Genomic DNA, 15,812 nt, shown 5'->3' with positions numbered 1-15,812 from the left:
ACGCTACAAAGCCCACCACGTGCACGAATCCGGGGGCAGACGGACCGTCCTGCCGTCCGTCTCGACCGGCGCGCTGGACAGCACCGGCCGCCCCGGCGAGGCCAGCTCCAGGGCCTGCGGCCGGCTGTTGAGGGTGCACGCGAAACCGGGCCGGGTGAACAGCAGCACCCCCTCGGGGGCCGGCAGCCAGGCCAGCGGGCCCGCGTCCGGCGAGCCCAGCCCCGGCAGCGCCCGGCGCAGCTCCAGGGCGGCCCGGTACAGCTCCAGCGTGGAGTGCGGGTCGCCGGTCTGGGCGGCCACGCTCAGCGGCGCCCAGTCCCGGGGCTGCGGCAGCCAGCTCCCGGCCGGGCCGAACCCGTACGGCGGCTCCTCGCCGGACCACGGCAGCGGGATCCGGCAGCCGTCGCGCAGCCCGTCCTGCCCGGCGGTGCGGCGGAAGGCGGGATCCCGGCGGACCTCGTCCGGGAGGTCGCAGACCTCGGGCAGCCCGAGCTCCTCGCCCTGGTAGAGGTACGCCGACCCCGGCAGCGCCAGCATCAGCAGCGCGGCCGCCCGCCCCCGGGCCAGGCCCTGCGCTCCGCCCCCGTACCGGCTGACGTGCCGCACGACGTCGTGGTTGGACAGCACCCAGGTGGTGGGGGCGCCGACGGCGGTGGTCGCGGCGAGCGACTCGTCGATCACGGTGCGCATCTCGGCCGCGTCCCAGGGGCAGTTCAGGAACCGGAAGTTGAACGCCTGGTGCATCTCGTCGGGGCGGACGTACAGGGCGAGCCGCTCGGAGGTCGGCGCCCAGGCCTCCGCGACGCCGATGCGCGCACCGGCGTACGAGTCCAGGAGCCGCCGCCAGGAGCGGTGGATGGCGTGGACGCCGTCCTGGTCGAAGAAGGGCAGGGGCTCGGTGCCGATCAGGGTGGCCTGGGCGCCGCGGCCGATGTCGGGCAGGCCGGGGGCCTTCACCATGCCGTGGGCGACGTCGATGCGGAAGCCGTCGACGCCGAGGTCGAGCCAGAAGCGCAGGACGGAGGAGAACTCCTCGGCGACCTCGGGGTGCTCCCAGTCCAGGTCGGGCTGCTGGGGGGCGAACAGGTGCAGGTACCACTCGCCGTCGGGGGCCTGCGTCCAGGCGGGCCCGCCGAAGACGGACTCCCAGTCGTTGGGCGGCAGCGCACCGCCGGGGCCGCGGCCGGGCCGGAAGTGGTAGCGGGCCCGGGCGGCGCTCCCCGGGCCGGCGGCGAGGGCCTCGCGGAACCAGGGGTGCCGGTCGGAGGTGTGGTTGGGGACGACGTCGACGATGATCCGCAGGCCCAGCGCGTGGGCGGCCCGCACCAGGTCGTCGGCGTCGGAGAGGTCCCCGAAGAGGGGGTCGACGGCCCGGTAGTCCGCGACGTCGTAGCCGCCGTCGGCCTGGGGGGAGACGTAGAAGGGGGTCAGCCACACGGCGTCGACCCCGAGCCGGGCCAGGTGCGGCAGTCGGGAGCGGACCCCGCGCAGGTCGCCGATGCCGTCCCCGTCGCTGTCCGCGAAGGAGCGGACGTACACCTGGTAGATGACTGCATCGCGCCACCAGCCGCCGCTTTCGGCGGTCTTGCTGGAAGCGCTTGCAAGCCGGGATGCGGTCAGCTCATGGGTCATAACGGGCTCAACGCCTGCATACGGCCCGTGGTTGCGGGCCTGACGCCCCGAAGGAAGTTCGAACGACCAGCAAGCTGCGGCAACCGTCAGGACACACGGATGTAACGATCACCCGACCTTGCAGAAAATTGCCGCAAGCTCTTTCGGTCGGCTTTCAGTCTTGTTACGTTCCCTGCAACTCGGGACCGCGAGGGCGCGGCCGGGATCATCGAAGGAGTTCATATGCGGCGTGGCATAGCGGCCACCGCGCTGGTCGCGACCCTGGCGCTCGCGGCGACGGCTTGCGGCGGTGACACCAAGGACGACGGCGAGACCAAGGCCGGCGGGGAGCTCTCCGGCACGGTCACGTGGTGGGACACCTCCAACGATGCCGAGAAGGCCAGCTTCCAGAAGATCGCGGAGGCCTTCACCGCGAAGCACCCGAAGGTGACCGTCAAGTACGTCAACGTCCCGTACGGCGACGCGCAGAACAAGGTCAAGAACGCCTTCAGCAGCGGTGCCGAAGCCCCCGACGTGATCCGCGCCGACGTCGGCTGGGTCGCCGACTTCGCCTCGCTCGGCTACCTGGACCAGGTCCCGGCCGAGACCGCGAAGAAGGTCGACGCCGAGTTCCTGCCGCAGGCCGCGGCCAGCGGCAAGTACGAGGGCAAGACCTACGCCGTCCCGCAGGTCATCGACACCCTCGGCCTCTTCTACAACAAGAAGATGCTCGCCGACGCCGGCGTCCAGCCCCCCACCAGCCTGGAGGAGCTGAAGGCGGCCAGCGCCAAGATCAAGGAGAAGACCGGCAAGACCGGCCTGTACCTCCGCGGCGACGACTCCTACTGGTTCCTGCCGATGATCTACGGCGAGGGCGGCGACCTCGTCGACGCCAAGAACAAGACCGTCACGGTCGACGGCCCGGCCGGCGTGAAGGCCTTCAAGGCCGCCCGCGACCTGGTCACCTCCGGTGCAGCCATCACCAACTCCACCGACGGCTACCAGAACATGCAGACCGCCTTCAAGACCGGCCAGGTCGCCATGATGATCAACGGCCCCTGGGCGATCAAGGACACCTACGCCGGCGAGCAGTTCACGGACAAGGCCAACCTGGGCATCGCCCCGGTCCCGGCCGGCTCGGTCAAGGCGGGCGGCCCGCAGGGCGGCCACGACCTCGCCGTCTACGCCGGTTCGAAGAACCGCGCCGCCGCGCACGCCTTCGTCGAGTACCTGACCTCGCAGGAGGTCCAGGTCCAGTCCGCCAAGGAGCTCAGCCTGCTCCCGACCCGGACCGCCGCCTACGAGCAGGCCGACGTCAAGTCCAACGAGATGGTCCAGTTCTTCAAGCCGGCCGTCGACAAGGCCGTCCAGCGCGCCTGGATCCCGGAGAACGGCGCCCTCTTCGAGCCGCTGAAGCTCGAGTACGCCAAGGCCGTCACCGGGGCCTCGAGCCCCGAGGACGCGGCCAAGGCCGCCGGCACCGAGTTCCGCAAGATCCTCAAGGGCTGGAAGTAACGAAAACCATGGCTGCTCACACCAGCCAGTCGGTGGCGAAGGCCGCGGGCGACGACACGGACGTCGCCCGCGGCCGGAGCCGCAGGACTGACAGCGGGAAGCGCGTCGGCAACCGCGGCGGGCTCAAGCGGGCATTCGCCACGCACTGGTACGCCTGGGCCATGGTCGCCCCGGTCGTCCTCGTCCTCGGCATCATCATCGGCTGGCCGCTCTTCCGCGGCATCTACCTGTCGCTGACCGACGCCAACGAGCGCAACGTGGCCCGTACGATCGGCGCCAACCACATCGACGCCACGTACGAGTTCGTCGGACTCGACAACTACGCGGCGGTGCTCAGCGACCCGGTGTTCCTGCAGCGGCTGGTGTGGACGGTGGTATGGACCATCGCGTGCGTGTCCATCACCTTCACGCTCGGCCTGGTCCTGGCCAACATGCTCAACCGGGAGTTCAAGGGCCGTGCCGCCTACCGGATGGCGCTCATCCTGCCCTGGGCCGTCCCCGGCTTCGTCTCCGTCTTCGCCTGGCGGTTCCTGTTCAACCGCGACAACGGCATCCTGAACAAGGTCCTCGAAGGCGGCGGCATCTCGGCCATCCCGTGGCTCGACGACCCGACCTGGGCCAAGCTCTCCGTCATCACGGTCAACGTCTGGCTCGGTGTCCCCTTCATGATGGTCGCCCTCCTCGGCGGCCTGCAGTCCATCCCCGGCGAGCTCTACGAGGCCGCCGAGATGGACGGCGCCACCACCTGGCAGCGCTTCAAGCACATCACCCTGCCCGGGCTGCGCTCCGTCAGCATGACGGTGATCCTGCTCTCCACCATCTGGACCTTCAACATGTTCCCGGTGATCTTCCTGCTGACGCGGGGCGGACCGGGCGACTCCACCGAGATCCTGGTGACCCAGGCCTTCCGCGAGGCCTTCGTGGCGAGCCCGCGCGACTTCGCCGGCTCCGCCACCTGGGGCGTGCTCATCCTCGCCCTGCTCATGATCTTCGCGCTGGTCTACCGGCGCTCGCTGCGCAAGCAGGGAGAGGTGTGGTGACCATGGCAACCTCCGCGAACACCCGCGGGCGCGGCAAGCGCTCGCCGCTCGCCTCCGTCGGCCTGCACGCGACGCTGCTCGTCGCCTCCGTGGTCGCCGTCTTCCCGGTGCTGTGGGTCCTGCTGACCTCGCTCAAGCCCGCCGACCACGCGATCAGCACCGACTTCATCAAGGACCCGACCCTCGAGAACTACCGCTACCTGGTGGACAAGACCTCCTTCTTCACCTGGTTCGGCAACTCCGTCCTGGTCGCCGGCATCACCACCGTCCTCGGCGTCTTCATCGCCGCGACCACCGGGTACGCCGTCAGCCGGTTCCGCTTCCCCGGGATGAAGCCCCTCATGTGGACCCTGCTCATCACGCAGATGTTCCCCATGGCCATCCTGATCGTCCCGCTCTACAACCTCATGGGACAGCTCGGGCTCCTCAACCAGCCCGTCGGCCTGATCATCACGTACCTCACCATCGCGGTGCCGTTCTGCGCCTGGATGATGAAGGGCTTCTTCGACACCATCCCGGCCGAGATCGACGAATCCGGCCGCGTCGACGGGCTCACGCCCTTCGGCACCTTCTGGCGGCTCATCCTGCCGCTGGCCAAGCCCGGTCTCGCCGTGACCGGCTTCTACTCCTTCATCACCGCCTGGGGCGAGGTCGCGTACGCCTCCGCGTTCATGGTCGGCGACGAGAACCTCACCCTCGCCGGCGGCCTGCAGACCTTCGTCACCCAGTACACCGCCAACTGGGGCCCGATGACGGCCGCCTCGGTCCTCATCGCCATCCCCGCTGCGATCTTCTTCGTCTTCGCCCAGCGTCACCTCGTCGCCGGGATGACGGCGGGCGCCACCAAGGGCTGACCACCCGCGCCCGCCCCCGCACACCCCCGGCCCGATCTCTCCAAGGACGTCATGACCCAGCACCTCGCCGAAACGCTCCCCACCACGACCGGCACCCTGCCCGGCTGGTGGAGAGAAGCGGTGATCTACCAGGTCTATCCGCGCAGCTTCGCCGACTCCAACGGGGACGGCATGGGGGACCTCGAAGGCATCCGCAGCAGACTGCCCTATCTGAAGGAGCTGGGCGTCGACGCCGTCTGGCTCAGCCCCTTCTACGCCTCCCCGCAGGCCGACGCCGGCTACGACGTCGCCGACTACCGGGCCATCGACCCCATGTTCGGCACCCTGCACGACGCCGACGCCGTGATCCGCGAGGCCCACAGGCTGGGCCTGCGCATCATCGTCGACCTCGTCCCCAACCACTGCTCCGACCAGCACGAATGGTTCAAGCAGGCGCTGCGGGAAGGGCCCGGGACGCCGCTGCGCGAGCGCTTCCACTTCCGGCCCGGCCGGGGCGCGGACGGCTCCGAGCCGCCGAACGACTGGGAGTCCATCTTCGGCGGGCCGGCGTGGACCCGCGTGGCCGACGGGGAGTGGTACCTGCACCTCTTCGCCCCCGAGCAGCCCGACTTCAACTGGGAGCACCCCGCCGTCCAGGACGAGTTCCGCTCCGTCCTGCGGTTCTGGCTCGACCTCGGCGTCGACGGCTTCCGCATCGACGTCGCCCACGGCCTGGTCAAGGCCGCGGGCCTGCCCGACCTCGGCCGCGGCGAACAGCTCAAGCTGCTCGGCAACCAGATCCTGCCCTTCTTCGACCAGGACGGCGTCCACGAGATCTACCGCTCCTGGCGCAAGGTCCTCGACGAGTACGCCGGAGACCGCATAGGCGTCGCCGAGGCCTGGACCCCCAACGCCGACCGCACCGCCCTCTACGTACGCCACGACGAGCTCCACCAGGCGTTCAACTTCCACTACCTGACCACCGGCTGGGACGCGGCCGCCCTGCGCGCCACCATCGACGACTCGCTCGACGCGATGCGCCCGGTCGGCGCCCCCAGCACCTGGGTGCTGTCCAACCACGACGTCGTCCGGCACGCCACCCGCTTCGCCGACGGCGACCCCGCGGCCGGCCTGCGCCGTGCCCGCGCCGCCGCGCTGCTCATGCTGGCGCTGCCCGGGTCCGCCTACGTCTACCAGGGCGAGGAGCTCGGCCTGCCCGAGGTCGTCGACCTGCCCGACGAGGTTCGCCAGGACCCCTCCTTCTTCAAGCAGAACGGCCAGGACGGACTGCGCGACGGCTGCCGCGTCCCGCTCCCGTGGTCCGGCACCGAGGCCCCGTACGGCTTCGGCGACGGCGGCAGCTGGCTCCCGCAGCCCGCCGAGTGGGCCGGCCTGAGCGTCGCCGCCCAGACCGGCGACCCGGGCTCCACGCTGGAGCTGTACCGCAGCGCCCTGCGGATCCGCCGCGAGCGGGCCGACCTCGGCGCCGGCGACGCCGTGGAGTGGCTGCCCTCCCCGGACGGCGTCCTCGCCTTCCGCCGCGGCTCCTTCGTCTGCACCGTCAACACCACCGCCGAGGCGGTGGCGATGGCCGCGCCCGGCACCGTACTGCTGGCCAGCGGGGAGCTGGAGCCCGGCGAGCCGGGCACGCTGCCCGCCGACACAGCGGTGTGGTGGCAGGGGTGACCTCCGGGGAGGCCCCCCTCCGGCTGACGGACATCGCCGCGCAGGCCCAGGTCAGCGAGGCGACCGTCAGCCGGGTCCTCAACGGGAAGGCCGGCGTCGCGGCCGGCACCCGGCACAGGGTGCTGGCCGCGATGGACCTGCTGGGCTACGAGCGGCCCGTACGGCTGCGGCGGCGCAGCAACGGGCTGGTCGGGCTGCTCATACCCGAGCTGACCAACCCGATCTTCCCGGCGTTCGCGCAGGTCATCGAGCAGGCGCTGGCGGGCCACGGGTACACGCCGGTGCTGTGCACGCAGACGCCGGGCGGCGCGACGGAGGACGAGCTCGTCGAGCAGCTGGAGGCGCGCGGCGTCACCGGGATCGTGTTCCTGTCCGGGCTGCACGCCGACGCGCACGCCGACCCCGCCCGCTACCAGCGGCTCGCCTCGCGCGGCGTGCCGTTCGTGATGATCAACGGGTTCAACGAGCAGGTGACCGCGCCGTTCATCTCCCCGGACGACCGGGCCGCCGCCGAGATGGCGGTGCGGCACCTGGAGGCCCTGGGGCACCGGCGGATCGGCCTGGCGATCGGGCCGACGCGGTACGTGCCCTCGGCGCGCAAGGAGCAGGGGTTCGTCGGGGTCGTGCCGGGGGCCGAGGCCGAGGGGCTGATCCAGCGGACGCTGTTCACCGTGGAGGGCGGGCACGCGGCGGGGGGTGCGCTGCTGGACCGGGGCTGCACCGGGATCGTGTGCGGCAGCGATCCGATGGCGCTCGGGGTGATACGGGCCGTGCGGGAGCGGGGGTTGCGGGTGCCGGAGGACGTGTCGGTGGTGGGGTTCGACGACTCGCCGCTGATCGCGTTCACCGATCCGCCGCTGACCACGGTGCGGCAGCCAGTGCGGGCCATGGCCAATGCGGCCGTGGGGGCCCTGCTGGAGGCGGTGGCCGGGACCCCCGTCCAGCGCACGGAGTACGTCTTCCAGCCGGAACTGGTGGTCCGCGGCTCCACCGCCCAGGCCCCCGGGGCGCGTCCCTGACGGGGGCCCGGGTGGCCGGGCCTCCACGCCCCTGCCGCGCGGAGCCTGGCCCCACCCCGCCCCTTCCCGAAACCGGGGGCTCCGCCCCCGGACCCCGTTCCGTGCGCTCCGCGCCCGGTGCGCTCAAACGCCGCGCGGGCTGGATTTTGCCGCTGCGCGGCACCATCCAGCCCCGCCGGCGTTTGAGGCGATCTTTGAGCCCCGGGATACTCCGCGCAGCGGCGTCCGCACCCCCGGCACGGACGCGGCGGCGCGAAACAATTCTGCAATCTCTTGCGCAAAGCCTTGCAACAAGGCGGGGGGCCTTCTACGGTCGCGTGCAATCCCCACCTGTCCCCGCCAGGAGGCACCCCCCATGTCTGCCAGAGCCGCCAGACCCCGCAGGGCCGCCGCCGCGGCCCTCCTCGCCGCCGCCGCGGTCGCCACCGCCCCGGCCCCCCACGCCGCCGCCGCGACACCCGGCGACAAGGACGTCACCGCCGTGCTCTTCGAGTGGCGGTTCGACTCCGTGGCCAAGGCCTGCACCGACACCCTCGGCCCTGCCGGGTACGGCTACGTTCAGGTGTCCCCGCCCCAGGAGCACATCCAGGGCCCCCAGTGGTGGACCTCGTACCAGCCCGTCAGCTACAAGATCGCCTCCCGGCTCGGCGACCGGACCGCCTTCAAGGCCATGGTCGACACCTGCCACGCCGCCGGCGTGAAGGTCGTCGCCGACTCCGTCATCAACCACATGGCCGCGGGCGACGGCATCGGGACCGGCGGGTCCTCGTACACGAAGTACAACTACCCCGGCGTCTACTCCGGCGCCGACATGGACGACTGCCGGGCGACCATCTCCAACTACCAGGACCGGGCCAACGTCCAGAACTGCGAGCTCGTCCAGCTCGCCGACCTGGACACCGGCGAGGACTACGTCCGCGGGCGGATCGCCGCCTACCTCAACGACCTGCTCTCGCTCGGCGTCGACGGGTTCCGGATCGACGCCGCCAAGCACATGCCGGCCGCCGACCTGGCCAACATCAAGTCGCGGCTCACCAACCAGAACGCCTACTGGAAGCAGGAGGCCATCTTCGGCGCCGGCGAGGCCGTCTCGCCCTCCGAGTACCTCGGCAACGGCGACGTGCAGGAGTTCCGCTACGCCCGCGACCTCAAGCGGGTCTTCGAGAGCGAGAACCTCGCCTACCTGAAGAACTTCGGGGAGGGCTGGGGCTACATGCCCTCGGGCCAGTCCGCCGTCTTCGTGGACAACCACGACACCGAGCGCGTCGGCGACACCCTCAACTACAAGAGCGGCTCCGCCTACACCCTCGCCAACGTGTTCATGCTGGCCTGGCCCTACGGCTCCCCGGACGTGCACTCCGGGTACGAGTGGAGCGACAAGGACGCCGGCCCGCCGAACGGCGGAGCGGTGAACGGCTGCTACAGCGACGGGTGGAAGTGCCAGCACGCCTGGCGGGAGATCGCCTCCATGGTCGCCTTCCGCAACACCGCCCGCGGGCAGGCCGTCACCGACTGGTGGGACAACGGCGCCGACCAGATCGCCTTCGGGCGGGGCAGCAAGGCGTACGTCGCGATCAACCACGAGGGCTCCGCGCTGACCCGGACCTTCCAGACCTCCCTGCCCTCCGGTGACTACTGCGACGTCCAGAGCGGCCGCACCGTCACCGTCGGCGGCGACGGCCGCTTCACCGCCACCCTCGGCGCCGGTACCGCCCTCGCCCTGCACACCGGCGCCCGCACCTGCACCGGCGGCGGCAGCGGAACCCCGGCGGCCGGGGCCTCGTTCGCGGTCAACGCCACCACCACCCCCGGCCAGAACATCTACGTCACCGGCGACCGCGCCGAGCTCGGCAGCTGGAACACCGCCGCCGCCCTCAAGCTCGACCCCGCCGCCTACCCGGTGTGGAAGCTCGACGTGACCCTCCCGGCCGGTACGGCGTTCGCGTACAAGTACCTCCGCAAGGACGCCGCCGGGAACGTCACCTGGGAGAGCGGCGCCAACCGCACCGCCACCGTCCCCGCGAGCGGCAAGGTCACGCTGAACGACACCTGGCGCAACTGACCCGCCGCCCCCCCATAGACCAGGGCCGCCCGGCATCCGTAAGAACCCCGCCACCGCCGGGCGGCCCTCCTCATGCCCATGCGATCCGCAGCGCCCGTGCAGTGACCGTGACCAAGGAGACGACGCCTTGATACGCCCCGCCGCAGGAGTCCTCGCCGCCGCTCTGGCCGTGACGCTCCTGCCCGCCCTACCCGCCGCGGCAGCCGGAGCCGCGAAGGCCCCGCCGGCCCCGCCCTCCGACGCGAAACTGGCCGCCGAGCCGGCCCGCCACGACCTGACCCGGGAGCAGTTCTACTTCGTCCTCCCGGACCGGTTCGCGAACGGCGACCCGCGCAACGACACCGGCGGGCTGACCGGCACCCGGCTGGAGACCGGCCTGGACCCGACGGACAAGGGCTTCTATCAGGGCGGCGACCTCAAGGGCCTCACCGACCGGCTCGACTACATCAAGGGGCTCGGCACCACCGCCATCTGGATGGCGCCGATCTTCAAGAACCAGCCGGTACAGGGCAAGGGGGACGACGTCTCCGCGGGCTACCACGGCTACTGGATCACCGACTTCACCCAGGTCGACCCGCACTTCGGCACCAACGCCGACCTCACGAAGCTGATCGACTCGGCGCACGCCAAGGGGATGAAGGTCTTCTTCGACGTCATCACCAACCACACCGCCGATGTGGTCGACTACCGCGAGCAGTCGTACGGGTACCTGTCGAAGGGTGCCTTCCCCTACCTGACCAAGGACGGGGTGCCCTTCGACGACGCCGACTACGCGGACGGGAAGCACAAGTTCCCCGCGGCGGACGCCTCGTCCTTCCCGCGGACCCCCTTCGTCCCCGAGGCCAAGAAGAACCTCAAGGTCCCCGCCTGGCTCAACGACCCCACGATGTACCACAACCGGGGCGACTCCACCTTCGCCGGCGAATCCTCCGACCAGGGCGACTTCTTCGGCCTCGACGACCTGTGGACCGAGCGCCCCGAGGTCGTCAGCGGCATGGAGAAGATCTACGAGAAGTGGGTCGGGGACTTCGCCGTCGACGGCTTCCGCATCGACACCGTCAAGCACGTCGACACCGCGTTCTGGACCCAGTGGGCCACCGCCCTCGACACCTACGCCGCCCGGCACGGCCGGAAGAACTTCTTCATGTTCGGCGAGGTCTACTCCGCCGACACCGCCGTCACCTCCCCGTACGTGACCCGCGGCCGCCTCGACGCCACCCTCGACTTCCCGCTGCAGGACGCGATCCGCGCGTACGCCTCCCAGGGCGCCGGCGCCGGCCGGCTCGCGGGAGTCCTCGCCGACGACTACCGGTACACCACCGACAAGGCCAACGCCTACGAGCAGGTCACCTTCCTCGGCAACCACGACATGGGCCGCTTCGGCGGCTTCCTGCGGCAGGACCGGCCGGACGCGCCCGAGCAGGAGCTCCTGGACCGCTACCGGCTCGCCAACGAGCTGATGTTCCTCAGCCGCGGCAACCCGGTCGTCTACTCCGGCGACGAGCAGGGCTTCACCGGGGCCGGCGGCGACAAGGACGCCCGCCAGCCGCTCTTCGCGTCGAAGACCGCCGACTACCTGGACGACGACCAGCTGGGCACCGACCGCACCCACGCGAGCGACGCCTACGACCCCGGCCACCCGCTCTACCGGCAGATCGCCGCACTGTCCCGGCTGACCCGCGAGCACCCGGCGCTGCGCGACGGCGTCCAGAGCGAGCGCCTGTCCGACGGCTCCGTCTACGCCTTCGCCCGCACGGACGTGAAGGCCGAGGGCAAGGGCAAGGCCCGCACCGAGTACCTCGTCGCCGCGAACAACGGCACCGCCCCGCGAACCGTGGAGCTCGACGCCCCGGCCGGCGTCCAGTACCGCACCCTGTACGGCGGCACCGCGCTGCTCCGGGCCTCCGCCGCCGGGAAGCTGACCGTCACCGTCCCGGCCCTCGGCACGGCGGTCCTGCAGGCCACCACCCCGCTCGCGGCCCCCGCGGCCAAGCCCGCCCTGACCCTGAAAGCCCCGGCCCCCGGCGCCGCCGGCACCGTGGAGCTCTCCGCCGAGGTCACAGGCGGCGGCCTGAACCGGGTCGTCTTCGCCGCCCAGGCGGGCACCGGCCCCTGGCAGGTCCTGGGCTCCGCCGACCACGCCCCCTACAAGGTCACCCAGTACCTCGACCCGTCGGCCGTACCGGCCGGGACCCCGCTGCGCTACAAGGCCGTCGTCGTCGACTCCGCGGGCCGCACCGCGAGCGCCCGCGCCGAGTCCACCGCCGGTCGCGTGCCGCCCGTGGAGGTCCCCACCGCCACCCAGCGCGACTACGCGGTCGTCCACTACCACCGCCCCGACGGCGACTACACCGACTGGCGGCTCTACGCCTGGGGCGACCTCGCCGACGGCGAGGCCACACCCTGGCCCGCCGGCCACGGCTTCACCGGCCGCGACGCGTACGGCGCCTTCGCCTACGTCCGCCTAAAGCCCGGAGCCTCCTCGATCGGCTACCTCGTCATCGACAAGGACGGCACCAAGGACGTCACCGCCGACCGCACCCTCGACGTGACCCGGACCGGGGAGATCTGGCTCGAGCAGGGCCAGGAGGCCGTCCGCACCGACCGGCCCGCCTACCCGCCGCAGGACCAGGCCAAGGCCGTCCTCCACCTGCAGCGCCCCGACGGCGCGTACGACGGCTGGGGCCTGCACGTGTGGACCGGCGCGGCGAACCCGACCGACTGGTCCAAGCCGCTGATGCCCGCCCGCTTCGACTCCTACGGCGCCGTATACGAGGTCCCCCTCGCCGCCGGGGCCGGCTCGCTCTCGTACATCCTCCACAAGGGCGACGACAAGGACCTGCCCGCCGACCAGTCCCTCGACCTGAAGGCCACCGGCCACGAGGTGTGGATGCTGGCCGGCCGGGCCCCGTACCTGCTCCCGCAGCCCGCCGGCTCGGCCGCCGCCCTCGACCTCGGCAAGGCCCAGGCCGTCTGGATCGACCGCGACACCCTCGCCTGGAACGCCCCGGCCGCAGCCGCCTCCGTCCAGCTCCTCGCCTCCGCCGAGGGCACGGTCAAGGCCGAGAACGGCACCCTGACCGGCGCCGCCACGGCACGGTGGCTGCGCCTGGCCAAGACGCAGCTGACCGACGCCCAGAAGCAGAAGTTCCCGCACCTGGCCTCCTACGCCGCCTACACCGTCGACCCGCGCGACCGCGGCCGCGTCGCCGAGGCCCTGCGCGGCCAGCTCGTCGCGAGCTCCCGCGCCGCAAACGGGGCCGTCCTCGCCGCCACCGGCGTCCAGCTCGCCGGCGTGCTCGACGACCTGTACGCCGGGGCCGCCGCGGGCACGCCGCTGGGCCCCGTCTTCAAGGACGGCCGCCCCACCCTGTCCGTCTGGGCGCCGACGGCCCGCCGCGTCGACCTCGAACTGGACGGCCGCACCGTGGCGATGCGCCGCGACGACGCCACCGGCGTCTGGTCCGTGCGCGGCGAGCGCTCCTGGAGCGGAAAGCCGTACCGCTACGCGGTGACCGTCTGGGCGCCGTCCACCCGGCAACTGGTCCGCAACCTCGTCACCGACCCCTACTCCACCGCCCTGACCGCCGACTCCGCGGCCAGCCTCGTCGTCGACCTCGCCGACCCCAAGCTGGCCCCGCCCGGCTGGCGGCAGCTGCGCAAGCCCGCGGCCGTCCCCTTCGCCTCGGCGCAGATCCAGGAGCTCCACGTCCGCGACTTCTCCGTCGCGGACCCCACCAGCAAGCACCCGGGCCAGTACCTGGCCTTCACCGACACCGACTCCCAGGGCGTCCGGCACCTGCGCGACCTGGCCGCCGCGGGCACCTCGTACGTGCACCTCCTGCCGGCCTTCGACTTCGGCACCGTCCCCGAGAAGCCCGCGGACCGCACCGAACCCGCCTGCGACCTGAAGGTGTACGCCCCCGACTCGGAGGCGCAGCAGGCGTGCGTGGCCGCGGCCGCCGCCAAGGACTCCTACAACTGGGGCTACGACCCGCTGCACTACACCGTCCCCGAGGGCAGCTACGCGAGCGACCCGAACGGCACCGCCCGGACGGTGGAGTTCCGCAGGATGGTCCAGGCCCTCAACGGGGCGGGGCTGCGCACCGTGATGGACGTCGTCTACAACCACACCGTGGCCTCGGGCCAGGCCGACGGCTCCGTCCTCGACCGGATCGTGCCCGGCTACTACCAGCGCCTGCTGCCCGACGGCAGCACCGCCACCTCCACCTGCTGCGCCAACACCGCGCCCGAGAACGCGATGATGGGCCGCCTCGTCGTGGACTCCGTCGTCACCTGGGCCAAGGAGTACAAGGTCGACGGCTTCCGCTTCGACCTGATGGGCCACCACCCCAAGGCGAACATCCTCGCCGTCCGCAAGGCCCTGGACGCCCTCACCGTCGAGAAGGACGGCGTGGACGGCAAGAAGATCATCCTGTACGGGGAGGGCTGGAACTTCGGGGAGGTCGCGAACGACGCCCGCTTCGTCCAGGCCACGCAGCAGAACATGGCCGGCACCGGCATCGCCACCTTCTCCGACCGGGCCCGCGACGCGGTCCGCGGCGGCGGCCCCTTCGACGAGGACCCCCGCGTCCAGGGCTTCGCCTCCGGGCTGTTCACCGCCCCCAACGGCTCGTCCGCGAACGGCAGCGCCGAGCAGCAGCGGGCCCGCCTGCTGCACGACCAGGACCTGATCAAGGTCGGCCTGTCCGGCAACCTCGCCTCGTACGCCTTCACCGACAGCGCCGGCCGCCGGGTCAAGGGCTCCGAGGTCGACTACAACGGCGCCCCGGCCGGCTACGCGGCCGCCCCCGGCGACGCCCTGGCCTACGCCGACGCCCACGACAACGAAACCCTCGCCGACGCCCTGGCCTACAAGCTCGCGCCGGGGACCGGCACCGCCGACCGGGCCCGTATGCAGGTCCTGGCGATGGCCGTGCCCGCGCTGTCCCAGGGCCCGGCCCTGTCCCAGGCGGGCACCGACCTGCTCCGCTCCAAGTCGCTCGACCGCAACTCGTACGACAGCGGCGACTGGTTCAACGCCATCCACTGGGACTGCCGGGACGGCAACGGCTTCGGCCGCGGCCTGCCGCCGGCCGGCGACAACCGCTCCAAGTGGGTCTACGCCAAGCCCCTGCTGACCGGGCCGGCCCCGGCCTGCGCCGACATCACGGGTGCCTCGGCCGCCTACCGCGACCTGCTGCGGATCCGGACCACGGAGCCGGCCTTCCGGCTCGCCACCCCCGAGGCGGTCCAGGCCGCGCTGGCCTTCCCGCTGTCGGGGAAGGACGAGACCCCGGGCGTGATCACCATGACCCTCGGCGACCTGGTGGTCGTCTTCAACGCCACCCCCGAGGCCCGGACCCAGTCCCTGCCCGCCCTCGCCGGTACCGCCTACACCCTGCACCCGGTGCAGGCGGCCGGCTCCGACCCCGTGGCCCGGCAGGCCGCGTACGACGTGACGACAGGAGCCTTCACGACCCCGGCCCGCACGGTCGCGGTCTTCACACGACGCTGAGCCGGTCGAGCCGCTTCTCCAGCAGGATCACCCCGTAGACGCGGCCGTCCTTGCCCTCCTTGTGGGGGAACTCCCCGACCACCCGGTAGCCCGCACCCTGGTAGTACGCGATCAGCCGGGGGTTGGTGGAGACGCAGTCCAGCCGCGCCCGCGGCAGCCCGGAACCGGCGATCCGCCGCTCGGCGTGTTCGAGCATCCGCCGGCCGGTCCCCGCGGGCGCGGTCTTGCGTTCCACCATCAGCCGGTGCACGTAGCCGGCGACCGGGGGCTGCACGCCCCAGGCCTCCTCGTCCGACCACCACAGCTCGTAGGCCCCGATGATCCGCCCCTCGGCATCGCCGGCCAGCCACACCTCGCCGTCGCGCATCTTCGCCACGAAGTGCGCGACGTCCTTGTCCCCGGGCTTCCACTGCTCGATCCCGTGCTTCTGCATCCACCGGGCGGCCCGGTCGTACAGGGCCACCAGGGCGGCGGCGTCCTTCTCCACGGCTCGCCGGAACAGGATCCCCTCGTCATTGTTCACGCGCG

At 72.0% G+C, this 15,812-nt stretch carries 9 protein-coding genes; 7 read left to right on the top strand and 2 right to left on the bottom strand.

Features of this window, described 5'->3' with window-relative positions; translation table 11 throughout:
- Window positions 1-3: 3 nt before the first annotated feature.
- A complete protein-coding gene (locus tag AB0F11_RS25785; RefSeq protein WP_362178153.1) occupies window positions 4-1,632 on the bottom strand; it encodes a glycoside hydrolase family 13 protein in 1,629 nt (542 codons plus the stop codon).
- A gap of 222 nt (window positions 1,633-1,854) precedes the next feature.
- On the opposite strand from AB0F11_RS25785, the gene AB0F11_RS25780 reads away from it, so the two are divergent.
- The 7 genes from AB0F11_RS25780 to pulA all read left to right on the top strand — a co-directional run bounded on the left by AB0F11_RS25780 (window position 1,855) and on the right by pulA (window position 15,284).
- Window positions 1,855-3,126: an extracellular solute-binding protein gene (locus AB0F11_RS25780; RefSeq protein ID WP_362178150.1), complete on the top strand. Its 1,272-nt coding sequence runs from the start codon at window positions 1,855-1,857 to the stop codon at window positions 3,124-3,126.
- An 8-nt stretch (window positions 3,127-3,134) separates the two neighbouring features.
- Window positions 3,135-4,166, top strand: a complete 1,032-nt coding sequence (locus AB0F11_RS25775; protein WP_362178147.1) for a sugar ABC transporter permease — start codon at window positions 3,135-3,137, stop codon at window positions 4,164-4,166.
- Window positions 4,167-4,168: 2 nt separating this feature from the next.
- Complete coding sequence (locus tag AB0F11_RS25770; RefSeq protein WP_362178144.1) at window positions 4,169-5,020, top strand: carbohydrate ABC transporter permease; 852 nt, start codon at window positions 4,169-4,171, stop codon at window positions 5,018-5,020.
- Window positions 5,021-5,071: 51 nt separating this feature from the next.
- On the top strand, window positions 5,072-6,685 hold the full coding sequence (locus AB0F11_RS25765) for a glycoside hydrolase family 13 protein (protein ID WP_362178142.1): 1,614 nt from the start codon (window positions 5,072-5,074) through the stop codon (window positions 6,683-6,685).
- Complete coding sequence (locus AB0F11_RS25760) at window positions 6,682-7,704, top strand: LacI family DNA-binding transcriptional regulator (protein WP_362178139.1); 1,023 nt, start codon at window positions 6,682-6,684, stop codon at window positions 7,702-7,704. Before AB0F11_RS25765 ends, AB0F11_RS25760 begins: the two co-directional genes overlap by 4 nt.
- 355 nt (window positions 7,705-8,059) lie before the next feature.
- Window positions 8,060-9,766, top strand: a complete 1,707-nt coding sequence (locus tag AB0F11_RS25755; protein WP_362178136.1) for a carbohydrate-binding module family 20 domain-containing protein — start codon at window positions 8,060-8,062, stop codon at window positions 9,764-9,766.
- A gap of 127 nt (window positions 9,767-9,893) precedes the next feature.
- Complete coding sequence (gene pulA, locus AB0F11_RS25750; RefSeq protein ID WP_362178133.1) at window positions 9,894-15,284, top strand: pullulanase-type alpha-1,6-glucosidase; 5,391 nt, start codon at window positions 9,894-9,896, stop codon at window positions 15,282-15,284.
- On the opposite strand, the gene AB0F11_RS25745 is transcribed toward pulA, so the two are convergent.
- Window positions 15,271-15,807, bottom strand: coding sequence for a GNAT family N-acetyltransferase (locus AB0F11_RS25745; RefSeq protein ID WP_362178130.1), 537 nt, complete (start codon window positions 15,805-15,807; stop codon window positions 15,271-15,273). The two genes, pulA and AB0F11_RS25745, sit on opposite strands and share 14 nt — an antisense overlap.
- Window positions 15,808-15,812 lie beyond the last annotated feature (5 nt).

The sequence above is a fragment of the Streptomyces sp. NPDC032472 genome, from assembly GCF_040636955.1.
Classification (GTDB): domain Bacteria; phylum Actinomycetota; class Actinomycetes; order Streptomycetales; family Streptomycetaceae; genus Streptomyces.
The sequence above is the reverse complement of the archived record's forward strand: the minus strand, read 5'-3'. Positions and strand labels throughout refer to the sequence as shown.

Coding starts and splice junctions, on each gene's coding strand:
- AB0F11_RS25775 (WP_362178147.1), top strand. CDS start 3,135: ATGGCTGCTCACACCAGCCAGTCGGTGGCGAAGGCCGCGGGCGACGAC.
- AB0F11_RS25785 (WP_362178153.1), bottom strand. CDS start 1,632: ATGACCCATGAGCTGACCGCATCCCGGCTTGCAAGCGCTTCCAGCAAG.
- AB0F11_RS25755 (WP_362178136.1), top strand. CDS start 8,060: ATGTCTGCCAGAGCCGCCAGACCCCGCAGGGCCGCCGCCGCGGCCCTC.
- AB0F11_RS25780 (WP_362178150.1), top strand. CDS start 1,855: ATGCGGCGTGGCATAGCGGCCACCGCGCTGGTCGCGACCCTGGCGCTC.
- AB0F11_RS25770 (WP_362178144.1), top strand. CDS start 4,169: ATGGCAACCTCCGCGAACACCCGCGGGCGCGGCAAGCGCTCGCCGCTC.
- AB0F11_RS25765 (WP_362178142.1), top strand. CDS start 5,072: ATGACCCAGCACCTCGCCGAAACGCTCCCCACCACGACCGGCACCCTG.